Origin of the sequence: Vagococcus vulneris (assembly GCF_003950515.1) — a bacterium.
In the GTDB taxonomy this organism is placed as follows: Bacteria; Bacillota; Bacilli; order Lactobacillales; family Vagococcaceae; genus Vagococcus; species Vagococcus vulneris.
The window spans coordinates 20,692-43,528 of record NZ_NGJS01000008.1; the positions used below are offsets into that span (position 1 = coordinate 20,692).

At 34.5% G+C, this 22,837-nt stretch carries 22 protein-coding genes and 1 tRNA gene; 19 read left to right on the forward strand and 4 right to left on the reverse strand.

Features of this window, described 5'->3' with window-relative positions; translation table 11 throughout:
* Window positions 1–75: 75 nt before the first annotated feature.
* Complete coding sequence (lexA, locus tag CBF37_RS06610) at window positions 76–696, reverse strand: transcriptional repressor LexA (RefSeq protein WP_125983944.1); 621 nt, start codon at window positions 694–696, stop codon at window positions 76–78.
* A gap of 166 nt (window positions 697–862) precedes the next feature.
* Between lexA and CBF37_RS06615 the strand changes: the two genes are divergently transcribed.
* The 3 genes from CBF37_RS06615 to CBF37_RS06625 all read left to right on the forward strand — a co-directional run bounded on the left by CBF37_RS06615 (window position 863) and on the right by CBF37_RS06625 (window position 4,578).
* Window positions 863–1,105, forward strand: a complete 243-nt coding sequence (locus tag CBF37_RS06615; RefSeq protein ID WP_125983945.1) for a DUF896 family protein — start codon at window positions 863–865, stop codon at window positions 1,103–1,105.
* Between the two features lie 85 nt (window positions 1,106–1,190).
* Window positions 1,191–3,185, forward strand: coding sequence for a transketolase (gene tkt / locus CBF37_RS06620; RefSeq protein ID WP_125983947.1), 1,995 nt, complete (start codon window positions 1,191–1,193; stop codon window positions 3,183–3,185).
* 178 nt (window positions 3,186–3,363) lie between these two features.
* On the forward strand, window positions 3,364–4,578 hold the full coding sequence (locus CBF37_RS06625) for a pyridoxal phosphate-dependent aminotransferase (RefSeq protein ID WP_125983948.1): 1,215 nt from the start codon (window positions 3,364–3,366) through the stop codon (window positions 4,576–4,578).
* Window positions 4,579–4,612: 34 nt separating this feature from the next.
* Here the strand turns inward: CBF37_RS06625 and CBF37_RS06630 are convergent, their stop codons facing one another.
* Window positions 4,613–4,792: a DUF2187 domain-containing protein gene (locus CBF37_RS06630; RefSeq protein ID WP_420824168.1), complete on the reverse strand. Its 180-nt coding sequence runs from the start codon at window positions 4,790–4,792 to the stop codon at window positions 4,613–4,615.
* A 239-nt stretch (window positions 4,793–5,031) separates the two neighbouring features.
* Between CBF37_RS06630 and nagA the strand changes: the two genes are divergently transcribed.
* The 5 genes from nagA (at window position 5,032) to CBF37_RS11770 (ending at window position 10,983) form a co-directional block, all read left to right on the forward strand.
* Window positions 5,032–6,180 carry an N-acetylglucosamine-6-phosphate deacetylase gene (gene nagA, locus CBF37_RS06635; protein WP_125983951.1) on the forward strand — a complete coding sequence of 383 codons (1,149 nt, stop codon included), beginning with the start codon at window positions 5,032–5,034 and terminating at the stop codon, window positions 6,178–6,180.
* Window positions 6,181–6,243: 63 nt separating this feature from the next.
* The gene (locus CBF37_RS06640; protein ID WP_125983953.1) at window positions 6,244–7,335 is read left to right on the forward strand and encodes a M24 family metallopeptidase; all 1,092 of its coding nucleotides are present in this window, start codon (window positions 6,244–6,246) and stop codon (window positions 7,333–7,335) included.
* Window positions 7,336–7,514: 179 nt separating this feature from the next.
* Window positions 7,515–8,216, forward strand: a complete 702-nt coding sequence (locus tag CBF37_RS06645; protein WP_125983955.1) for an ABC transporter ATP-binding protein — start codon at window positions 7,515–7,517, stop codon at window positions 8,214–8,216.
* Window positions 8,210–10,696 carry an FtsX-like permease family protein gene (locus tag CBF37_RS06650; RefSeq protein WP_240626676.1) on the forward strand — a complete coding sequence of 829 codons (2,487 nt, stop codon included), beginning with the start codon at window positions 8,210–8,212 and terminating at the stop codon, window positions 10,694–10,696. The genes CBF37_RS06645 and CBF37_RS06650 overlap by 7 nt, the downstream gene beginning before the upstream one ends.
* 32 nt (window positions 10,697–10,728) lie before the next feature.
* On the forward strand, window positions 10,729–10,983 hold the full coding sequence (locus tag CBF37_RS11770; protein WP_240626677.1) for an ABC transporter permease family protein: 255 nt from the start codon (window positions 10,729–10,731) through the stop codon (window positions 10,981–10,983).
* 52 nt (window positions 10,984–11,035) lie between these two features.
* On the opposite strand, the gene CBF37_RS06655 is transcribed toward CBF37_RS11770, so the two are convergent.
* On the reverse strand, window positions 11,036–11,635 hold the full coding sequence (locus CBF37_RS06655) for an FUSC family protein (RefSeq protein ID WP_125983957.1): 600 nt from the start codon (window positions 11,633–11,635) through the stop codon (window positions 11,036–11,038).
* A gap of 22 nt (window positions 11,636–11,657) precedes the next feature.
* Window positions 11,658–12,287: an LptM family lipoprotein gene (locus tag CBF37_RS06660; protein ID WP_125983958.1), complete on the reverse strand. Its 630-nt coding sequence runs from the start codon at window positions 12,285–12,287 to the stop codon at window positions 11,658–11,660.
* A gap of 128 nt (window positions 12,288–12,415) precedes the next feature.
* Here CBF37_RS06660 and CBF37_RS06665 point away from each other — a divergent pair, with 128 nt between their 5' ends.
* The 11 genes from CBF37_RS06665 (at window position 12,416) to CBF37_RS06715 (ending at window position 22,564) form a co-directional block, all read left to right on the forward strand.
* Complete coding sequence (locus CBF37_RS06665; RefSeq protein WP_125983960.1) at window positions 12,416–13,381, forward strand: aromatic acid exporter family protein; 966 nt, start codon at window positions 12,416–12,418, stop codon at window positions 13,379–13,381.
* A 94-nt stretch (window positions 13,382–13,475) separates the two neighbouring features.
* Window positions 13,476–14,021, forward strand: coding sequence for a hypothetical protein (locus CBF37_RS06670; RefSeq protein ID WP_125983961.1), 546 nt, complete (start codon window positions 13,476–13,478; stop codon window positions 14,019–14,021).
* Between the two features lie 14 nt (window positions 14,022–14,035).
* Window positions 14,036–14,791 (forward strand): M15 family metallopeptidase, encoded by a 756-nt coding sequence (locus CBF37_RS06675; RefSeq protein ID WP_125983963.1) that lies wholly within the window; start codon window positions 14,036–14,038, stop codon window positions 14,789–14,791.
* Between the two features lie 8 nt (window positions 14,792–14,799).
* Window positions 14,800–15,420: a glycoside hydrolase family 73 protein gene (locus tag CBF37_RS06680; protein ID WP_125983965.1), complete on the forward strand. Its 621-nt coding sequence runs from the start codon at window positions 14,800–14,802 to the stop codon at window positions 15,418–15,420.
* Window positions 15,421–15,490: 70 nt separating this feature from the next.
* Complete coding sequence (locus CBF37_RS06685; protein WP_125983967.1) at window positions 15,491–16,183, forward strand: beta/alpha barrel domain-containing protein; 693 nt, start codon at window positions 15,491–15,493, stop codon at window positions 16,181–16,183.
* A 78-nt stretch (window positions 16,184–16,261) separates the two neighbouring features.
* Window positions 16,262–17,047, forward strand: coding sequence for a hydroxymethylpyrimidine/phosphomethylpyrimidine kinase (locus CBF37_RS06690; protein ID WP_125983969.1), 786 nt, complete (start codon window positions 16,262–16,264; stop codon window positions 17,045–17,047).
* A gap of 96 nt (window positions 17,048–17,143) precedes the next feature.
* Window positions 17,144–17,527: a DUF1149 family protein gene (locus CBF37_RS06695; RefSeq protein WP_125983970.1), complete on the forward strand. Its 384-nt coding sequence runs from the start codon at window positions 17,144–17,146 to the stop codon at window positions 17,525–17,527.
* Between the two features lie 85 nt (window positions 17,528–17,612).
* On the forward strand, window positions 17,613–19,832 hold the full coding sequence (locus tag CBF37_RS06700) for a hypothetical protein (RefSeq protein ID WP_125983972.1): 2,220 nt from the start codon (window positions 17,613–17,615) through the stop codon (window positions 19,830–19,832).
* Window positions 19,833–19,837: 5 nt separating this feature from the next.
* Window positions 19,838–22,012, forward strand: a complete 2,175-nt coding sequence (locus tag CBF37_RS06705) for a Tex family protein (protein ID WP_125983973.1) — start codon at window positions 19,838–19,840, stop codon at window positions 22,010–22,012.
* A gap of 22 nt (window positions 22,013–22,034) precedes the next feature.
* On the forward strand, window positions 22,035–22,475 hold the full coding sequence (locus CBF37_RS06710) for a SprT family protein (RefSeq protein WP_125984057.1): 441 nt from the start codon (window positions 22,035–22,037) through the stop codon (window positions 22,473–22,475).
* Between the two features lie 6 nt (window positions 22,476–22,481).
* A tRNA-Leu gene (locus tag CBF37_RS06715) sits at window positions 22,482–22,564 on the forward strand.
* Window positions 22,565–22,837: the final 273 nt, after the last annotated feature.

Consider the following 22,837-nt stretch of genomic DNA (forward strand, 5'->3'; position numbering starts at 1 on the left):
TTTTTTATTTAAAATACGAACCTATGTTCTTTTTTGCTGAAAAATATAAAGCATGACAACATGCTTTATATTTTGCTATATGTTGTTTCGATACAATCCGACAACTTTACCTAAAATAGTGATATTGTCAAAAATTAAGGGCTCCATTGAATCATTTTCAGGTTGTAATTTAATATAATCTTTTTCTTTAAAAAATCTTTTACATGTGGCTTCATTGTCTTCAGTCATTGCGATAACTATCTCACCATTTAATGCGGTATTCTGTTTGCGGATAATTACATGGTCTCCGTCGAAAATCCCAGCATTAATCATACTCTCACCACGGATAGTCAACATGAATAATGAATTTTCTTCATACTTTAAATCTGGCGGTACAGGGAAGAAATCAGCTGCATCTTCAACTGCTAAAATCGGTTCACCAGCTGTTACGACCCCCAACATTGGAATTGAAGTTGGTTGAACACCTATAAAAGATAGGCCGTCGTTGGTCAGTTCAATTGCTCTTGGTTTAGTAGGGTCGCGAAAAATTAATCCCTTTTTCTCTAAGCGAGATAAGTGTCCGTGTACGGTTGAAGTTGATGACAAATTAACTGCCTCACCTATTTCTCTAACTGTTGGTGGGTATCCACGGTCGGAAACTTGTTCAAATATAAAACGCAGAATTTCTTCTTGTCGATTTGCTTGTCGTTGTACCATCAGTAGCCCTCATTTTCTTGTTTTTTTTGAGTGTACCATATACTAAGAAAAATATCAAACGTTTGTTCGCGTTTTTGTTTGTTCTTGTTTATTGCTTCTAATTGTTTTTTTTATTGCGATAAGCTAATATAATATAGAAACTAACCGATAGAAAGGATGCGACAATATGTTATCAGAAGAGAAAATGCACCGAATAAATGAACTGGCTCGTAAGGCTAAAACCGAGGAAGGTCTTACATTATCAGAACAAAGCGAACAAAAAGAATTGAGAGAAGAATATCTTCACAGATTCAGAAAAGGTATGCGTCATCATATTGAAGGGATGAAAGTAGTAGATGAAGAAGGAACTGATGTAACACCTGATAAATTAAAGGATATTCAGAAGAAAAAGGGACTTCATGGGAGATAAATGATTGAAAGCCTTGCAAAAAATCAGTAAAACGGTTAAAATAGCAATAAAGGTAAAAAAAACCTAAAAACCAGGAGGCACATATATGTTTGATAAAATTGATCAATTAGGTGTTAATTCAATTCGTACGTTAAGTTTAGATATGATTCAAAAGGCAAATTCTGGTCATCCAGGATTACCTATGGGTGCAGCACCAATGGCATATACTTTATGGACAAAATACTTGAAGGTAAACCCTAAAACTAGTAGAAATTGGATTGACCGAGATCGCTTTATCTTGTCGGCAGGTCATGGTTCAGCTATGCTATATAGTTTATTGCATTTATCAGGCTATGACTTACCAATGACTGAATTAAAGCAATTCCGTCAATGGGGAAGCTTGACTCCTGGACATCCAGAAGTACACCATACAGATGGTGTGGAAGCAACGACTGGACCGCTTGGTCAAGGAATAGCTATGAGTGTCGGCTTTGCAATGGCTGAAGCACATCTAGCAGCTACGTATAATAGAGAGAATTTTAATATTATTGATCATTACACTTATGCTTTATGTGGTGATGGTGATTTGATGGAAGGTATCTCACAAGAAGCGATCAGTTTAGCAGGGCATTTAAAACTTAATAAATTAGTGGTTCTTTATGATTCAAATGATATCTCTCTAGATGGTCCGTTGGATAAATCATTTAGCGAAGATGTTAAGGGGCGTTTTGAAGCAGCTGGATGGTCTCATATATTAGTTAAAGATGGTAATAGTTTGGATGAAATATCTGCGGCTATCGAAAAGGCAAAAGGGGATACTGAGAAACCGACAATAATCGAAGTCAAAACTGTAATAGGGTTTGGCGCACCGCTAGCTGGAACAAATAAAGTTCATGGAGCTCCATTGGGTGCTGAAGGTGTCGCTGCCGCAAAACAGGCATATAACTGGGATTATCCAGAGTTTACAGTACCTGATGAAGCACAAGAACGATTCCATCAAAAGATGGTAGTGAATGGTGAAAAAGCTGAATCTGCATGGAATAATCTATTTGCTGAATACCAAAAAGCTTATCCAAAATTAGCTGATCAGTTAAAAGCAGCATTTGCAGGCAGCATTGATGCAGATTTAACGAAAGTATTACCGACTTATGAGGTTGGTGAAAGTGCAGCAAGTCGTGTGACTTCTAAAGAGGCCATTCAATCATTAGCTGCAGCAGTTCCTTTTATCTGGGGAGGTTCAGCTGATTTGTCATCATCTAATAATACGATGATTGCGGCAGATAAAGATTTTGAGCCCGGGCAATATGAAGGACGTAATATCTGGTTTGGTGTTCGTGAATTTGGTATGGCTGCAGCTATGAATGGTATTGCTTTACATGGTGGAACGAAAGTTTATGGTGCAACATTCTTCGTGTTTGTCGACTATTTAAGAGCAGCGGTAAGATTAGCAGCAATTCAAAAAGCACCGGTTACATATGTTTTAACGCATGATTCGGTTGCAGTTGGTGAAGATGGCCCAACACATGAGCCAATAGAACAATTATCAAGTCTTAGAGGCTTACCTAATGTTAACGTTATTCGTCCTGCAGATGGCAATGAGGTATCGGCAGCATGGAATTTAGCGGCAACATCAACCGAAACACCGACAGTTTTAGCTTTATCTCGTCAAAACTTACCAGTTCTACCTGGAACTCAAGATTTAGCAAAATCATTTGTAGAAAAAGGTGGTTATGTGTTATCTGCGCAAGCAGGTGAAATACCGGATGGAATTTTAATTGCCACTGGTTCAGAAGTGAATTTAGCAGTTAAAGCGCAAAAAGTTTTGAAGGAAGATGGTATTGACGTGTCAGTTGTTTCAATGCCGTGTACGATGTTATTTGATAAACAAGATGCTGCGTATAAAGAATCGGTTTTACCTAAATCAGTAAAAAAACGTGTATCTATCGAAATGGGAGCTACTTTTGGATGGGAACGTTACGTTGGTTTAGAAGGTAAAGCAATGGGGATTGATACTTTTGGAGCAAGTGCACCGGGTAATCAAGTGATTGAAGAGTTTGGATTTACTGTTGAAAATGTAGTTAAAATTTTTAAAACATTATAACGTGTAATAGAAAACAATAACTTAATGATGAAATAAAGCAGTTTGTAATTAGAATGCAGTTAGCAGGCTATTTTACAAGCTGTTTTTTTAGATATTTTTTATTTCTTGCAATTTGATGAGATTCATTATATTTTTATAATATTAATAACTAGTTTTTTAAAAGATGGGGGAACCAGATATGAAACACTTTAAAAAGTCATCAAAATTAGATTATGTAAGTTATGACGTACGAGGACCAGTATTAGAGGAAGCAGATCGAATGGAAAGTCAAGGAATTCATGTGTTGAAATTAAATACAGGTAATCCAGCTGCGTTTGGTTTGAAGGCACCTAATGATGTTATTCGTGATTTAATCTCTAATGCTAGATACTCTGAAGGCTATTCAGAATCAAAGGGAATTTTTTCAGCAAGAAAAGCGATTCAGCACTATTGTCAGTTAAAAGGTTTGCCTAATGTATCGTTAGATGATATATACACTGGAAATGGCGTCAGCGAATTAATTACTATGTCTATGCAAGGATTGATTAATGATGGCGATGAAATGCTGATCCCTATGCCTGATTATCCGCTGTGGACAGCCGCTGTGACACTTGCAGGAGGAAAAGCTGTTCACTATGTTTGCGATGAACAAGCCGAGTGGTTTCCAGATATTGATGATATTCGAAAGAAAATCACTCCAAGGACCAAGGGTATTGTATTAATAAACCCAAATAATCCGACGGGAGCTTTGTATTCTAAAGAATTATTAGAAAAAATAATTCAGGTTGCTCGAGAACATCAGCTGATTATTTTTTCAGATGAAATTTATGATCGTTTAGTAATGGATGATCTAGAACATATCTCAATAGGGAGTTTAGCGCCTGATTTATGTGTTGTCACTTTTAATGGATTATCTAAATCACATCGTGTTGCAGGCTTTCGTTGTGGTTGGATGGTTTTGAGTGGTGATAAAAGTTATGTTCAGGGGTATGTAGAGGGATTGAATATGTTAGCATCAATGCGTTTATGTTCGAATGTTTTATCTCAGCAAATTATTCAAACTGCTTTAGGTGGTCCACAAAAAACTGATGAATTATTATTACCAGGAGGACGTATTTATGAACAAAGGGAATTTATTACTAAAGCGTTGAATGATATACCTGGGATTAGTGCGGTTAAACCTAAAGCGGCATTTTATATTTTTCCTAAAATAGATACAAAAAAATTCAAGATAAAAAATGATGAGCAGTTTGTCTTAGATTTCCTCCATCATCAACATGTATTGATGGTTCATGGTAAAGGTTTTAATATGTCGACTCCTGACCATTTCCGTATAGTTTATTTACCGGAAGTAGAAGAATTGAAGCAAATGACTGATGGTTTGACAGATTTTTTACAAACATATCATCAATAATAAAAAGCGAAGCCTAAGCTTCGCTTTTTATTATTTATACTGTAATGACGAGACATTCCTTTTTACTGATAACAATTCGATTTAAATATTTATCACGTAATTCTTCATTCGGATTTGAAACACTAATTAAAAATGAGTTTTCATATTCTTTTTCGATTGTACCTTTAAACTCTTCATTTTGCCATTTGAAGACGGTTTTCATTTCTGTCATTATTGATACACTCCTTGAATAAATCACCGAGGTGATAAATAAAAAATTTAAAACACTCTGTTGTGTAAGTAGTATAACATAAATAAAAAAAATGTGCAGTAATAAATACACCTTTTTTGTAATACATTTTAAAATTTGAAAAAAACGTGATAAATGATAAATTGTCTAGTCCAATTGTTGACTTATAAAATTGATAGTGCTAATTTATAATTATAAAGACTGAATGAAAGAAGTTGGTTAAAATGAATACTTTTGTATATGCAGATAAATTTTTTATGAAATCAGGAACTGTCGGACCAGGTTATTTAGAAATAACAAACGGTGTTTTCGGTAAATTCAGTAAAGAACGACCAAATAATGCAACCGATATCTTGGATTATTCTGGTCAATGGATTGGTCCTGGTTTGGTGGATACGCACATTCACGGCTTTAAAAATCATGATGTAATGGATAATGATGCGGAAGGTTTAAAAAAGATGTCAGAAGCTTTGCTTAGTTGCGGAGTCACTTCTTTTTTGCCGACGACTTTAACCTCAAGTAGAGAGCGTTTAAAGGCAGTGGCAGAGACAATTGGGAGGACTGCGGATAAAGTGACTGGTGCTAAAATTCAGGGTATATATTTTGAAGGCCCTTTTTTTACTGAAAAATATAAAGGTGCGCAAAATCCTTCTTACTTTTCTGACCCTAATATTGATGTGTTTAATGAATGGCAAGAGGCATCAGGTGGATTAATTAAAAAAATTGCTTTAGCTCCAGAGCGTGATGGCGTATCTGAATTTGTCGAAGCAATTACAAAAGATGGTGTTGTGGTTGCTTTAGGCCATAGTGATGCTTCAATGGAAGATGCTCAAGAGGCTGTTATGTCAGGTGCCAGTGTCTTTGTGCATACGTATAACGCTATGCGTGGCTTAAATCATCGTGAACCCGGTATGGTAGGAGCGGCTATGACGCTGCATAATGTTTTTTGTGAGTTAATTTGTGATGGTCACCATGTTCATCCAGAAGCTGCAGGTTTATTAGTTAATCAGAAGGGTCATGACCATATTGCTTTAATCACTGACTGTATGATGGCCGGCGGGATGCCTGATGGAAATTATATGCTGGGAGAATTTCCTGTGGTGGTGGAAAATAACACAGCCCGATTAAAAGAGGGAAATTTAGCAGGTAGTATTTTAAAATTAAAAGAAGCAATAAAAAACGTTGTTGATTGGGAAATAGCGACACCAGAACAAGCGGTGATGATGGCTTCATTAGTACCTGCTATAAGTTGTAAAATTGATGATAAATGTGGTTCGTTAACTGAAGGTTATCCGGCAGATTTTATTGTTTTATCAAAAAAAATGAATTTAAAGGCAACATACCTAGACGGAATTTGCCGTTATGAAGTATAATAGATATGTTGAATGCGGTAGCATTTTACTGCCGCATCTTTTATTTAAAGGAGGAGAATTTTGATGGAACAAGAAAGAATGGCTCGTGTATTAGAACAAATGAAAGAACGCAACATGCCTCAACTATTAATTTCTGACCCTGCTACTATTTTCTATTTAACAGGTGTGTCTACAGAAGCTGGAGAGCGCTTACTAACATTAGTGTTAAAAGAAAATGGTAAACATGTGGCAGTTATTAACAAATTATTTCCTTTAACAAAAGAACAATTAGGTATGCCGGTAGTAAATGTTGACGATATTGATGAAGGATTTGGTATGGGAACTTTAGTTGAACAGCTAGATACATCTTTACCAATAGCTGTGGATAAAAATTGGGCAGCTCATTTTTTATTAGACTTAATGAAACGTGTTAACCAACCAGTTAGCCACTTCGATATTAGCTCAAAAATTACAGATGATATTCGAGCGATTAAATCAAGTGAAGAAATTCAAAAAATGCGCAATGCATCAAAAGATAATGATAAAGCAATTGGTGAGCTTGCTGCGCTAGTACCAGAAAAATTAACTGAAGAAGAAATGGGTAGTCGTCTATTAGATATCTATAAGAGTATGGGTAACTCAGGATTTTCATTTGATCCAATCGTAGCTTATGGAGCAAATGGTGCAGATCCACATCATATGAATGATGATTCTGTAGTTAAAGATGGCGATAGTATTATATTGGATATCGGTGGTGTAAAAGATGGCTATTGTTCTGATATGACACGGACATTTTTCTATAAATCTGTATCTGATAAAAGCAGAGATGTTTATGAAACAGTGCTAGAAGCTAACCTGCGCGGAATTGCAGCTGTCAAACCAGGAGCTACATTCGCAGAAATCGATGCTGCCTGTCGTGATTATATTACTGAAAAGGGCTATGGCGAATACTTTACTCATCGTACTGGCCATTTTATTGGTATTCAATGTCATGAAACTGGAGATGTGTCTAGTTCTAATCATACACAAGTTAAACCAGGTATGATTTTTTCAATAGAACCAGGGATTTATTTACCCGGTGAAGTTGGGGTGCGTATTGAAGATTTAGTGGTAGCAACTGAAGACGGTTGTGAAATACTTAACAATTATCCAAAAGACTTAACAATTTTAGGTTAGAAAATAATAATAAGTCACATAATTAAGGCTTTAAATAATACAGTTGTTTGTGCTGTATTGTTTAAAGTCTTTTTTTTATGTATTAAATTTAGAATTCGTTAGTAAACAATAGAAATAAAAAGGGAGTTTGATATAATAAAATAGAGGATATCTTATGTGATGAGAGGAAGTGTGAGTGATTGAGTTATGTAGAGGTAAAAAGTGTGTATAAACGCTATCATATGGGTGATAGCATAATTGTTGCAAATAATGGAGTGTCATTTTCTATAGATAAGGGAGAGTTCGTTGTTATTTTGGGACCAAGTGGTGCTGGTAAATCAACAGTACTGAATATGCTGGGTGGAATGGATAGTTGTGATGAGGGAGAAATATTAGTTGATGGAACAGATATTGCCAAGTATTCACCAAAAGAATTAACCGGATATCGCAGAGTTGATGTTGGATTTGTCTTTCAATTTTATAATTTAGTTCCTAATTTAACTGCAAGAGAAAATGTTGAGTTAGCATCACAAGTAGCACCTAATGCACTTGATGTGGATGACGTTTTGAGACGAGTAAATTTAGAAAAAAGAAAACAAAATTTTCCTGCACAATTATCTGGCGGAGAACAACAACGTGTTGCAATTGCTCGTGCACTTGCAAAAAACCCAAAATTATTATTATGCGATGAACCGACAGGTGCATTGGATTATGAGACGGGTAAACAAATTTTAGGTATTCTAGAAGACACTTGTCGAACTTTTGATACCACGGTAATTGTTATTACACATAACTCTGAGATTGCTAAGATGGCTGATAAAGTCATTCGCATTAATGATGCAATAGTAAGAAGTGTTGAAATAAACAGCCAACCTTTGCCAGTTGAAAAAATTGAATGGTAGGAGGTAATGATACACGTGAAAAAAAAGCATTATATAAATCTGTTTTACGCGAGATATTTCAATCAAAAGCGAGATTCTTATCTATATTGTTGATTATTTTTTTAGGTGTTTGTTTTTATGCCGGAATAAAAGCAACTGGTCCTGACATGATGAATACAGCAGATCATTATTATAAAAAACAGAAATTAATGCAAACTGAAATAACGTCACCTTTAGGTTTTGAGTCAGAAGATATTCACTTATTGTCCCAAGACAAACGAGTTGCTCAAGTAGAAGGCAGCTATCTTCTTGATGTTAATCAGAAAGAGGCAAACCAAGTTATTCGTTTAATGTCATACAGTTTACATAATAAGGATCAGCTGAATCAACCAGTTATTGTCAGCGGTCGTCTGCCCGAAAATGATGGTGAAGTGGTGGCGGATAATCGTGCCTTTGAAACAGAAAAATTAAAATTGGGCGACACATTAAAAATTGAAGATAATGCGGTTAAAAACCAACTTCATCAATCGACATTTAAGGTAGTTGGGTTTGTAAACTCACCGTTATATGTTGACCGAGTATCACGTGGAAGTACAATTGTTGGCAAAGGTTCTGTTGATTATTTTATTTTATTACCAGAAGAAAATTTTAAAAATAATTTATATACTCATTTATATGTGACTTATAAAGATTTAAATCAACTACCTAGTTATTCGGATAAGTATAATAAAAAATATGAGCAAGATCAAAAGTCTATTGAATATTTATTAAAAGATCGTTCGGATAAAAGAAAAACGGCTAAAATTAATGAAACTACAAAAAAAATTAATAATGGTGAAACACAGATAGCGACTGGTTATGAGCGTTTAGAAATTGCACAAAAACAGTTGAATCAGGAAAGTGAAAATTTATCTACGAAGAAGAGTCAATTAAAGCAAGCAAAGGCATCTGGTTTATCAGAAACATCCGTTCAAGAAGATGAAATTAGGAAAGCTGAAAAACAATTAGCTGACCAAAAAACAAAATTGAAAGAGACAGAGACGGATTTAATTCAAGGAAAAAAAAATTTAGTAAATCAACGAAATGATGCTAAGCAGTTAGATAAAGTAGATTATCGTTATGTTGGCCGTGAAGATAACGTGGCATATTCTGAATATAAAGATAATGCAAATCGTATTTCATCAATTGCAACGGTCTTCCCAGTATTTTTCTTTATGATCGCAGCACTAATTTGTTTAACAACTATGACACGAATGGTAGATGAAAAACGCGGCGAAATCGGAACGCTGAAAGCGTTAGGCTACACTAACTGGGAAATCGCTCAAAAGTATGTGGTCTATGCATCAGCGGCTAGTTTAATCGGCAGTTTGCTAGGATTGATAGCTGGATATCATGTGTTTCCTTTGGTTATTTATAATGCATACGGCAGTTTATATAATCTGCCGCCGGTAATCATTACATATTATTCATCATATGCAATACAATCGATTTTTGTCGCTTTATTATGTACATTGATTTCTGCATTAGTTGTTTTAAGAGTTGATTTGTTAAGTACTCCAGCACAACTCATGCGACCAAAAGCACCCAAACCTGGTAAACGTATCTTGTTAGAACGAATTTCTTGGTTGTGGCGCAAATTTAACTTTAATCAAAAAGTAACTGCTAGAAACTTGTTTAGGTATAAACAACGAATGTTAATGACCATTTTAGGTATTGCTGGATGTATGGCGATGATTATCACTGGTTTTGGAATTAAAGATTCTATTGGTGACATCGTAGGCATACAGTTTTCAAAAATCTGGCATTATGATGCAACAGTTGTCTATAATGGAGATGCAAGTCAAGATGAAACAACGTCTTATGAAAAAGTCAGAGATAAATTGCCGTATTACGAGCAAAACTTACTGCTTTCACAAAAGACTATTGAAGTTAAAAAACCAAGTTTTAAAAAACATGAAGTGACTTTAGACACGCCTAAAAATGTCAGTCATTTATCTCAGTTTATTACATTTAAGGATAGAGTATCAGGAGAGAAATATCAGTTAACTGATAATGGCGTAATAATTAATGAAAAATTAGCTGATTTGTTTGATATTCAGGCGGGGGACTCAATCGAAATCGATGTGGGTGAAGGGGAATTATATAAAGTCAAAGTGGATCATATAGTTGAGAATTATGCGCTTCACTTTATTTATATGACACCGACTTATTATGAGAAAGTTTTTGATAAAAAACCTGTTTACAACGTTGATTTGCTGAAATTTAAACAGCCGTTAACTAAGAAACAAGAAAATAACTTTGCGGAAAAACTAATGGATGAGAAAAACGTTGTTAATGTCAGTTACACAAGTCAAATTGGTGAAGCAATGAGTGACACAATGGGTAGTCTGACAATTGTAGTCTGGGTACTAATTATTTCAGCAGCACTGCTTGCATTTATTGTCTTGTATAATCTAACAAATATTAATATTTCGGAGCGTATACGTAGCTATCAACGATAAAGGTTTTAGGTTTCTATGATCGAGAAGTCACGATGTATGTTTATCGAGAAAATAATATTTTAACTGTTATTGGCATATTAGCTGGCTGTATTTTAGGAAAACTACTGCATGGATTTGTGCTTAAGACTGCAGAAGTTGATATAATGATGTTCCCGCCAAATATTCATTGGCAGAGTTATCTTTACTCAGCTTTATTGACGGTTGGATTCTCACTTGTTGTAATGCTTTTTATGCATCGGAAATTAAAACATGTTGATATGATTGAAGCATTAAAATCAACAGAGTAAGAAAACTGATGAAGCAAAATTTGCTTCATCAGTTTTTGAATTATAGAGCCCATTAATTATCAGCACTGTTTTTATTATGTTGAAGTTCTTTAATTTCTTGTTCTAGTTTATTGATTTCATTGCGTTTATTTATTATTTTAATTTTCTTTTCTCTAATCGTTTCAAGTCTATCTTCTAAAGGAGATTTAATCAAAAGATTTAAACCAATGGCGAAAAACGTCCCAATAAAGGTGTCGATGACACGATGAAACGCATATAAAAAAGACTCTTCTTTGGGAATTGAGAAGGTAATAAATAAAAGTGTCGCTACACCGCCGATAATACCGGCTTCATTTTTTAAACTAATTGAAATAATAATAGTTAGAGCAACAAATAATGGAACTAGTAATGTTTCAGCAACTATCTTGTTTGATAATTCTTGATGCAAGAGATAGTAGAAAAAGGCATTAATACCGCCAATTGTATTACCAATAATTCGAGATTTACCAAAGGTGACTGTTGAAGGTAAATCCTCTCTTAGTGCGAAAACAGCACTTAAGGTAGCAACCATGGGAGATCCTCTATTTGTTAAGTAGAAGAAAATGATACAGCCCATAACTGCAAGTGATGTTTTTAGGGTCCTAAGACCAAAATGAAATCGACCATAATGCATGATATCCCTCCCCGATTATCACTTATTGTTTGGTCACAGATGCTTCTTTTTGGAAGTTGTTGATTAGTTCTAAACTGTAATCGATATTTCCAAGTGTTTCATCACTGTTTAGTAAAATTGAACCATTAGTGCGATCAATCATAGATCGCTCAGTTTGCAGATTATTAACTGGTAATGATGAATATAATTTGTCTTCTATTGTAGTGACAGAGTCAAGATTTAAAAGAAATGCTTCGTAGTTGTTAATGATAATATTAATGCTGTTGGCAATCAAAGTTAGTTTCTGATTATCCACATCTACCGCCTCTTTTTTAGCAATATTGGTTAGATTTTTTTGTGCTTTCTTTAAATTTTTCTGACTTTCGGTTAATTGATCGATTAGTTCAAGTCGCTTTTGTACATTTGTGTAAAGTTTTCCTTCATTTGTTTGATAAAGTCCGCTTTCAGGATGCTCCTTCAAATCATCATCAAATGCATTTTTGGATTGTCTGGTTAGGTCGATAAGACGATTTATTTGTTTTTTTTCAGTTGCTAATTCTTTCTTTAAATCGTTTGTTGCACTTAAAGAAGCGTCTAACTCTTGAGTAATACCGCAACCCGCCAAAACTAAAATAAAAAAGGCTGATAAAATAAAAGATGTTATTCGTTTCAAGGAAATTCCTCCTTCACCTATAAATACTATCATATACGATAATTGTTTATTCGGCTAGTATTTGACGTAATCATAAAACTCCTTTTTAATAGATATAAATATATTTTTAAGGATAAGAGGGTGATTATTTGAAAATTGGATTAAGAACAATAAAAACGGTTATTGCTTCTGTAGTTTCTATTTTACTAGCTGATTATCTAGGGTTACAGTTTGCTTCTACAGCAGGTATTATTGCAATTTTAAGTGTGACTACTACAAAGAAATCATCATTTAAAGTTGGAATTGGCAGAATCTTAGCTTTGATGGCGGCAACAATAATTGCTTATGTATGCTATTATTTGGTTGGATATAATGCATTTTCGTTTGGTCTTTTTTTATTAGTTTATATCCCAATAGCAGCTAAATTTAAAGTGGTTGAAGCAATCCCAGTTAATTCTGTGTTAGTTACGCATTTTTTAAATGCTGGAGAGATGACAATGGGATTAGTCGCGAATGCTTTCGGTTTACTAATCATTGGTGTTGGATCAGCTTTGTTGGCTAATTTATATATGCCAAATGTTGAAAAAGAAATTCAAAAAAATAAAAAGATTATTGATGATACGATTAAATTAATTCTTTTAAAATTATCTAATACGCTGATTAGTCGATCAAACTATTTAGAGTGCGAATTATTAATTGAAGGATTATCAAAAAGTATCAAGCAAGGAAAAACATATGCGCAAAATCATTATGATAATCAATTAATTGCCAGTGATGGCTATCATATTGAGTATTTTCAAATGCGTCGAATGCAGCTCTCTGTTTTGGAAGCTATGCTTCATTTGATTCGTAATATTCACGTGAGTTCTGATGTTGCAGAAGATACAGCTACATTACTGCAAAATATTTCAGAGAGTTATCGTGAAGATAATGATGGTCAAGCATTAATCAGGCAAATTAATCGTGTATATCAAATGTATGAGAAAAAACCTTTACCAGTAAGTCGCGAAGAGTTTGAAAATCGTGCAAAGTTATTTCAATTATTAAATGAAATTCAGGTCTTCATCGATATAAAGGTTAATTTCAGTCAGCCGGATGATACAGGAATTGTTTAAAGAATAATTTACTTACTATCATGATAGATGCTTTTTAAGCATAAAAAGAGTAAAATGAACTATAACAGTTAAATTATGGAAGGGATGGTTTTCTATGCATCAAGCTATTGTAAATATTATGCTAGATAGAATTAAAGATCAATTTTTTAATGAACAATTGTTTTGTGAACAGTTTTTAAAAGTACCTATGTCTGATTGGGAAAACTGGAAAACAGGTAAAATGAACTTACCCACAGAATATATGCAAAAAATGAAAAGTCTTTTTTCAGATTATGAATGGATGCTGATTCAAAAAATAGCACGTCAGGCTATCCTGTTTCCTGAAAAAAGAAATTATGTTGTAACTGAATATAAGCGGCTAAAAGCTGTTATTGCTAAAAATTGGCTTCGTGCAGGTTTAGCAAAAGTAGAATTGATTACAAATCAGGGATCAGTGGATGTTTATGGACCAAATCAAAAAGATCATGTGACTTTGCGGGTCATATCTAACTATCAAGAGTGGGGATATGATGATATATTAGAGTTTTTCCTACCTGGTATCGTGCAAGAACAGATTGCAGAAGCAAAAGTAGATTTATTGGATTGGGTTGACGAAAATTTAAGTGATACTTACATTATTCAAGTAGATGAGGAAGATTAGGAGTTTTATAAAGTATGGCCAAAAAATTAGTTGTCGCACTAATCGGATTAGTGCTTGTTCTATTGCTTATTTTTATGCATCCAACAAGTCGTAAAGCACAAGCAATTAAGAATAAATCAAGTGAGATAACAACAGAGAAAAATACAAAGACTTCTGTCCAAAAAGTAGAAAAGCCGAAATTCCCTGGAACAGAAGACGATTGGGAACTAGAATTAGTCAATAATTCACACAAAGTCAGGGCAGAACCAACAGATTTAGCCGAGGTAGGTGATGGCAAAAAAGTTGACAGAAGAATAGAGGGTTCTTTTATGGAACTAAGAAATGGCGCTAAAGCTGCAGGCATTGAATTAACAGTGGTCTCAGGTTATCGTTCCGTAGCAGAACAGACGGCAATTGTTAATCAGAGTATTAACAATTATCTCAGTCAAGGTCTTTCTGAAGATGAGGCAAAAAAGAAAACATTTCAATACATGACTGAACCTGGTCACAGTGAACATCATACTGGTTTAGCCGTTGATGTCGTCGATACGGATTGGGATACAACGTCAAATGGATTAGAAGCAGATTTTTATAATACTAAAGGCGGAAAATGGTTAGACGAACATGTGATTGATTACGGCTTCGTTATACGGTATCCCAAAGGCAAAGAAGCAGTTACTGAAATTAATTATGAACCTTGGCACCTAAGGTATGTGGGCAAAGAAAATGCAAAGTATATGAAAGAGCATGATCTGACTTTAGAGGAGTATACTGATCAACTGAAAGAGTAGGTATATGAATGGGTAAAAGGAATTATGGTTCAAGAAAGAGAAATAAGTTTCCACTTTTTTTGGCGGGACTGATACTAACTGCAACACTTCTCGTATTTTTTGTTGCTATTAGAGGCTTATCAGATCATACACCGCAAGTTGTAAATCAGCAGGATGAAGCAGATAAACAAAATGAACAATTTATCCAATCTTTGCTGCCTGTCGCAAAAGAAATTCAAAATCAGTATGGTCTTTTGCCTAGCATTAGCATCGGACAAGCAATTTTAGAGTCTGATTGGGGAACCAGCGAGTTAAGCGCTAAGTACAATAATTTGTTTGGTATTAAATCGTACAGTCCAGAAGATGATTTTGTTAAATTAAAAACTAAAGAGTATAAAGATGGTAAGTGGATTGAAATTACTGCTAATTTTAAAGTCTATAAAAATTGGGAAGATTGCATGAGAGATCATGCAAAACTTTTTGTTCATGGAGTTGATTGGGATCCCTATCTATATAATGGTGTATTACTTGCTGATAATTATGAAACGGCAGCTTCTGCTCTGCAAGTCGCGGGGTATGCAACCGACCCAACGTATGCTAAAAAAATAATTGACGTTATCGAAAGTTATCAATTGTATAAATATGATTAGTTTCGTGAATTATAGGAGATGATTCAAACTTAGAAAACTAACTTTTACGATTATATAAGGGGGAAAAGTTTTGAAAAATGAAAAATTTATTCCTGAAATTAATTCAGAGTTAAAAAAGGATAATTTGAAAGTACCCTCAATCATCAGGGAATGCTCAGGGATTAGGATATTTGGAAAGAGAATTAAATCTATTTGTTATTCAACGGACATTGCAATTATAAAAAATATTGATGCGGATGCGATTATCGCAGTTTATCCATTTACACCGCATCCGTCAATAACTAAGAGTATTGTCGAAGTGGCCGATGTTCCAGTTTTTTCAGGTGTGGGTGGTGGATTGACTCAAGGACACCGTTGTGTCAGTATGAGTATGTTTGCCGAAGCAAATGGTTCGATAGGTGTTGTTGTTAACACACCGACAACAAAAGAGACAATTGAAGAAATTGCACAGATGGTTGATATTCCAATCATTGGGACTGTGACATCAGAGTTTACTGATATCGATGAAAAAATTGAAGCAGGTGTTGAAATTCTTAATGTTAGTGGTGGCAAGCAGACGGCAAGAATTGTTCGAATGATTCGGGAAAAATACCCAACGTTTCCTATCATAGCAACAGGAGGTCCGACTGAAGAGTTAATTTTAGAAACAATACAAGCTGGAGCCAACGCAATTACGTATACACCGCCGACAAATGGATCATTGTTTAGTAAAAAAATGGTAGCTTATCGGGAAAAAGAAGAGAAAAATTTTGAGGAAAACTAATTTTTATTATATTTATTGATAAAAAAAGAGTCTGGCTGGTCCAAACTCTTTTTTTGTCACCAAGAGGGGTAGACAGACATGGTTTCTAAAACAGGGTTAATTATAGCGGGATCAGATACATTAAGCGGTGGTGGTTTACAAACGGATATTCGGACGTTTGAGACAAAACGATTGAATAGCTGTAATATTTTAACATGTATTGCAACAGTTAATCAAAGTAACGAGACAATTGCTATTCATGATTTGAGTCCGGAACTAATAAAGAAACAGTGGGATGACATCAAGCGATTACCTATTGATGTACTGAAAATAGGTATGTTAGCCAATCTAGAGATAGCAGTAAAAGTAAAAAAGATTATGGAAAGCTGTTCAGGGATACCGATTGTAATAGACCCTGTTTTAGCTTTAAAAGAATCTGGATATGGGATGTCAGATGAAATTGTTGCGTTTTTTTACCGTGAATTGCTTCCAATAGCGTTTGTGACCACGCCAAACTTAAAGGAAGCTGAAATGTTGGCGAGGATGAGTATCAATAATAAAAAAGATATGGAACAGGCAGCGATAGTTATAAAAGCATCTAGTGTAGAATACGTAGTAATTAAGGGGGGGCACCGTTTACCCGGAACTGAAGCTACTGACTTAATTTATAATGGCAAAACGTTTAACTATTTGACCACGCCAAAATTACAGACAACACAAACAAATGGAGCTGGTTGTACGTTTGCTTCTGCAATTGCTGCTAATATTGCAAATGAATTGCCAGTGATTGTGGCAGTTACGGAAGCTAAACAATTTGTGTATCAAGCAATCAAAAATGGGTTTCCGTTATTATCCGATTTAGGAAATGTCTGGGTTAAGCTATAGAAAACGTAATAAATACAATAATTCCATTTATTTTATTTGAACAATCATGTAGAATAATTAGTGTAGATTAAATTTAATAGAAAGAGGACAGTAAGAATGAAATTGGAAAGACAAGAAGAATTTGTACAGGAATTTTCATATACAGCACTGCCCACTGAACATTCAGAGGAAACAGCAATTAATGTTAGCTTAAATCCATTTGAAATTACAGAGGAAATGGAGATTGACCCAGATAAAAATTCGATTTTAGGTGTACGTATTGAATTTAAAATAGTTCTAGAAAAGGCCTTAATTAGTGGTGAGGTTGCACAATTTGTTCAATTAATTGATCGTAAAGTTGATAAAATTGAGGATCTATCTCGCGAAGAAGTTGAAGAATTAGCACACCCCTTATTTTTAATTATAGAACGAATGACATATGAAGTGACAGAAATAGCTTTAGATCAACCTGGTATTGAATTAAATTTTGCACAAGAATAAGCAACGGAGAGTATTGTGTGAGACGCAATACTCTTTCTTATTAATTAATGTAAATCAAACTGGTTAGGGAAGGAGGAAAATGGCTATGCAAGCATTAAATTTTAATATTTCTGCTCAAATTAATGATAAAAGTAAACGAAAATTCGACAAGCAATGCGATATCGTTTTTTCTAAAAAACCAAATGATGATCCACGTTATCAATTGGAGATTGTTTGGGATAATTATACGTTTTTACCAAAATCTTTTGTACTCATTGTCTGTCGTGTTGTGTCAAAAGAGTGGAAGCGTGTATTTAAAAAATACCCGTTATATGGTTCGTTCATTGAATATCATTCGGAAGGAGAAAATCGTGCATACTTCAGCTTTACAAATCGTTATGAAATAGCTGATGATGTCTGGCGTAATTTCGAAGAAAGTATTGAGTCAGTTTACGAAGAATGTTTAAACCGTGTTGTTGAAAGACAGCAAGATCTTGATCAAAATGGTATACAGAATGAGGTGGGAGAACCATCTGAAACAAATGACTATAAACTGAATCAGGAAAATATTTCGGATGATTATCAAAAATTAGCTGTGAAAATTGAAAATCAAGAAGGTTATTTAGATTTATTAATGAGTCAGGTAGACAAAGGTGATTTATATGAACAAGATAGTCGTGAAAGACAACTGTTGCAGCGCATATACGGTCAAATTGAAAAACAACGGGTTCAATTAACTAATTTAAATGCCTTATATCAAGAAATTGAGAGAAATCACAATAAAAATAGTCAAGAGGAAATGGAACGGGTTCAAAATCTATCCAACAGTTACCAATTAGCCTATGCGAAGGAACGACATAAAACAAAGAAATTAACTGAAAAGTTTGATGAGTTGACTGATAGATTGAAGAAAAGTGAAGATGCAAATTACCAACTCGATCAAGCTAATTTGCAACTGACAGCAATTGTTAAAGAACATCGTTTAGATACTGAAGAATACACTAAGTTAAAACAAATTAGGCACGATATGATGCAAGTCAAAGAGGAAAGCGAACTCTATAGACAAAAAGCGGTAAAATATGAAAAACAGGTACATCAACTAGAATTGACCATTGAGAATTTAGAAAAAGCGCGTGAACAATTGCGCATGGACGCACAAACGGACGTTCATCAAATGGAGGAAAGTCTATCGGATATGGAAGTTCAATTAATCAATGAATTGAACGAAAAACGCCGTCTTCTTGTTGAATTAAAGGAAGCCAAAAAGAAAATTGAAGAGTTAGAAATACACACGGCTGAATATGAGAATAATATTCTTATGGAAAAGAAATATTATGAAAAAATGGAAGTTGAAAAGTCGCAGTTAAAAGATATTATTGGTAAATTAAAAGAGCAAAACACTTTATTAGGTATTAAAATACAGCAACAAGATGAAGAACTTGTAAAACGTAACCGTGACGCTAGTCACTTGACCGAACAAGTGAGTATTCTAGATGAGGCAGTACTTCCTAAGATGAAACAGCTAGTTGATACCTATCGTACGATTTCACTAAAATCAGATATCCCTCAAAAAATAATTGATTGGATAGAAGAATATGTGGTACAGTTTGATAAGGATTTAAAACAGGTGATCAATCAAGCTGTAGTTGAAGACGAAATGAATCCGACGAAAGTCGAAATAAGTGGCGAAGAGCTTGAAGCAGATGCTGATGAACAGATACAATCGACTTTAGAAATAAATGATAGCTCTGAAAGTCAGACAATAGCAGAATCGAAAAGAAACGTAACTGAAATAAGCTGGGAACAAACACCGACTGGTCCAGTACAAGCAACCGAAGATTATGAAGAATTTGAGGACAGCTACGAAGTTGATCCATATGTTAATCAAGTAGCAGCAAAAGAATTGTTAAAATCGGTTAGTGCAGATCAATCACGTGCAGAGGCGGAAATTAAGCGTCTTTTTATGTCACTCGACAGCCAGCCTGACCGCGTGAGAAAGATTCTTAAGTCAGAGTATGATAACTATCTGTATGAAATAGATAGATTGATTTCACGATGGAACGATGTGCGTAAGGTTGACAATATTGATAAAAACACAAAATTTTTAGAGTTTTGTTTAGTTTATATGGACTATTTTCATGAATTTAACTTTTTATTGGATTCAGCAGTGAAGGAACCTTTTTTTGATAAACGTTATGTGTTGATTGATGCCACCATGTTAGTAGAATTGAGAGCGTATAGTTTATTGTCTGCATATTTAGAAACTTATTATTTAGAAGTTTCTAAATATGCTGAACAGTACTATACGAACAAGGAGAATGAGTAATCATTATGCAAGATACTGAGGTAATTAATTTATTAAAGCAAGAATTAAATCATATTAAAGCGGACCATTTAATAGCAGTTTTAAAATTATTGGATGAAGGAAACACAGTTCCATTTATTGCTAGATATCGGAAAGAGATGACTGGTAGTCTGGATGAAGTAGCTATTCGAGAAATAGAAGAGCGCCACAATTACATTCAGGGTTTGATTAAGCGCAAGGCTGAAGTGCTACGCTTAATTGATGAACAAGGTAAGCTAACAAAAGAACTATCCGATAAAATTAAGCAAGCTGAAAAAATGCAGCAGTTGGAGGATTTATACCGTCCCTATAAGAAAAAACGTCGGACTAAAGCAACAATTGCCAAAGAAAATGGGTTGGAGCCATTTGCTTTATGGTTACTGCAGTTTCCTATGGGTGCAGTTGATGATAAAGCAGCTGAATTTATTAATCCTGAGAACAATATAAAAACAATTGCTGATGTAAAAGATGGCGCTCATGAAATTATTGCTGAAATGGTTGGTGATGAGTCGGAATACCGCAAATGGATTCGTGAACGTACTTGGAATACAGGATATTTTGTAACAAGAGATAAAGATCGCTCTTTGGATGAAACTAGTGTATTTGAAATGTATTATGATTTTGAAGAACCGATTAAAAAATTAGTACCTCATAGAGTTCTTGCTGCTAATCGCGGTGAAAAGGAAGGCGTATTGAAAGCTGAGATTGTTGTTGAAGAACAAGCAATTCATGGCTACTTGGAAAAGCAGATAATAAAAGATAATGATAGTTCTGCGGCTGAACTTGTTCGAGCAGCTTATCAAGATGCATATAAACGCTTTATCGGCCCATCTATTGAGCGTGAAATACGTAAAGAATTAACAGATGAAGCCGATGAACAGGCAATTTCAATTTTTGGAGAAAACTTACGTAATTTATTATTGCAGTCGCCATTAAAGGGAAAAGTTGTTTTAGGTTTTGATCCGGCTTATCGTACAGGCTGTAAATTGTCAGTTGTCGATGAGACTGGTAAAGCCTTAGCAATTAAGGTGATTTATCCGCATAAACCTGCCGCAGCAGCCCGAAGAGAAGCTGCGGGACAAGAATTTATTGATTTTGTTGAAGAATATCAAGTTGATATGGTAGCTATCGGAAACGGGACAGCCAGTCGCGAGTCTGAACTGTTTGTAGCAAAACAATTAAAAAAAATAAATCGTGATATTTTCTTTATTATTGTGAATGAGGCTGGGGCATCTGTCTATTCTGCAAGTGATGTTGCTCGAAAAGAATTTCCTGATTTGCAGGTAGAAGAACGAAGTGCAGTTAGCATTGCGAGACGTTTACAAGATCCGTTAGCAGAGCTTGTGAAAATTGATCCTAAAGCGGTTGGAGTAGGTCAGTATCAACATGATGTTTCACAAAAACGATTAACAGAACAATTAGATTTTGTTGTAGAAACAGTTGTTAATCAAGTGGGCGTTGATGTAAATACAGCTAGCCGAGAACTGTTGCAGCGTATAGCGGGATTGAATAAAACGACAGCAAATAATATAGTTGATTATCGTGAAGAAACTGGCTTGTTTACAAACCGTAAACAACTAAAAAAAGTTCCACGATTAGGACCAAAAGCATATGAACAAGCTATTGGATTTTTGCGAATACCAGGTGGTGATATGATTCTTGATAATACAGGTATTCATCCTGAAAGTTATGAATTAGTGAACCAATTGTTGGATCATTTAACAATTGCTTTAAATACACTGAATACAGCAGATGCAAATGATAAATTGTCAGCAGGCTCGATTGATGTATTAAGTCAACAATTGGCTGTTGGTAAAGAGACGTTACAAGACATTATCGATAGTTTATTGCAACCAGGACGTGATATGCGTGAAGATACGCTAGCACCTTTATTGAGACAAGACATTTTGACGATGGAAGATTTAAAACCAGGTATGGAGCTACAAGGCACAGTCAGAAATGTAGTTGACTTTGGTGCCTTTGTTGATATTGGTGTTAAACAAGATGGTATGGTACATATTTCAAAATTGAGTTCAAAATTTATTAAACATCCAACTGATGTTGTAGCAGTTGGTGATATAGTAACGGTTTGGGTGGAGAATGCTGACTTAGCAAAACAGCGTATTTCATTAACAATGATTGAACCAGCACAAAAGAATTAGAGAGGTAAGAACAGTGAAAAAATTGTCCGGAGAAGAATTGCAAACATTGGTAGAAACATTGTCGATGGATTATTTTGGTCTGCCGTTCACTCATCAAGCTGTTTTTAATTCTCGTTTAAGAACAACTGGCGGTCGGTATCATTTAACCGACCACCATTTGGACTTTAATCCAAAAGTTTATGAATTATATGGATTATCGGAATTAACTGGTGTCATCAAGCATGAATTATGCCATTATCATTTACATTTAGCTGGTAAAGGGTATCAGCATCGTGATGCTGATTTTCGTATGTTGTTAAAAGAAACAAACAGTCCGCGATTTGTTAAAAATCTAACTACTAATAAAAGTCAAAAAAAATATCGTTATCAATGTCAAAAATGTGAACAATTGATTGTTCGACAGCGTCGTATTAATCTGATGAGATTTGGTTGTTGTTGTGGCGGTCAATTAGTAGAATTATAAATTTAAGCGGTCATGGCGGAATGGCAGACGCGCTAGCTTGAGGGGCTAGTGAGAGAAATCTCGTGGAAGTTCAAATCTTCTTGGCCGCATAATAATAAGAAATAAATGTTGAAGAAAGAATATTTTAATATTCTTTTTTATTATTACACAAAAACTTAATATAATGAACAAAAAAAAGAAGTAAATATGACTTAATTTATATGTAGAATAAACTGTATATTAATTGAATGATAATTGTTTTATTTATTAGGTAAAAAGTCAGTATTTTCATTGAAACCGTAAACTTTTAGAGGTAGAATGTTTACATAAAACATTGTCGCTCAGTAGATTATTTATAAAATATCTAGTTAGGGGGAAAGATT

Coding starts and splice junctions, on each gene's coding strand:
- CBF37_RS06705 (WP_125983973.1), top strand. CDS start 19,838: ATGCAAGATACTGAGGTAATTAATTTATTAAAGCAAGAATTAAATCAT.
- lexA (WP_125983944.1), bottom strand. CDS start 696: ATGGTACAACGACAAGCAAATCGACAAGAAGAAATTCTGCGTTTTATA.
- CBF37_RS06675 (WP_125983963.1), top strand. CDS start 14,036: ATGGCCAAAAAATTAGTTGTCGCACTAATCGGATTAGTGCTTGTTCTA.
- CBF37_RS06655 (WP_125983957.1), bottom strand. CDS start 11,635: ATGCATTATGGTCGATTTCATTTTGGTCTTAGGACCCTAAAAACATCA.
- tkt (WP_125983947.1), top strand. CDS start 1,191: ATGTTTGATAAAATTGATCAATTAGGTGTTAATTCAATTCGTACGTTA.
- CBF37_RS06695 (WP_125983970.1), top strand. CDS start 17,144: ATGAAATTGGAAAGACAAGAAGAATTTGTACAGGAATTTTCATATACA.
- CBF37_RS06700 (WP_125983972.1), top strand. CDS start 17,613: ATGCAAGCATTAAATTTTAATATTTCTGCTCAAATTAATGATAAAAGT.
- CBF37_RS06615 (WP_125983945.1), top strand. CDS start 863: ATGTTATCAGAAGAGAAAATGCACCGAATAAATGAACTGGCTCGTAAG.
- CBF37_RS06625 (WP_125983948.1), top strand. CDS start 3,364: ATGAAACACTTTAAAAAGTCATCAAAATTAGATTATGTAAGTTATGAC.
- CBF37_RS06670 (WP_125983961.1), top strand. CDS start 13,476: ATGCATCAAGCTATTGTAAATATTATGCTAGATAGAATTAAAGATCAA.
- CBF37_RS06640 (WP_125983953.1), top strand. CDS start 6,244: ATGGAACAAGAAAGAATGGCTCGTGTATTAGAACAAATGAAAGAACGC.
- CBF37_RS06680 (WP_125983965.1), top strand. CDS start 14,800: ATGGGTAAAAGGAATTATGGTTCAAGAAAGAGAAATAAGTTTCCACTT.
- CBF37_RS06690 (WP_125983969.1), top strand. CDS start 16,262: ATGGTTTCTAAAACAGGGTTAATTATAGCGGGATCAGATACATTAAGC.
- CBF37_RS11770 (WP_240626677.1), top strand. CDS start 10,729: ATGTATGTTTATCGAGAAAATAATATTTTAACTGTTATTGGCATATTA.
- CBF37_RS06650 (WP_240626676.1), top strand. CDS start 8,210: ATGGTAGGAGGTAATGATACACGTGAAAAAAAAGCATTATATAAATCT.
- nagA (WP_125983951.1), top strand. CDS start 5,032: ATGAATACTTTTGTATATGCAGATAAATTTTTTATGAAATCAGGAACT.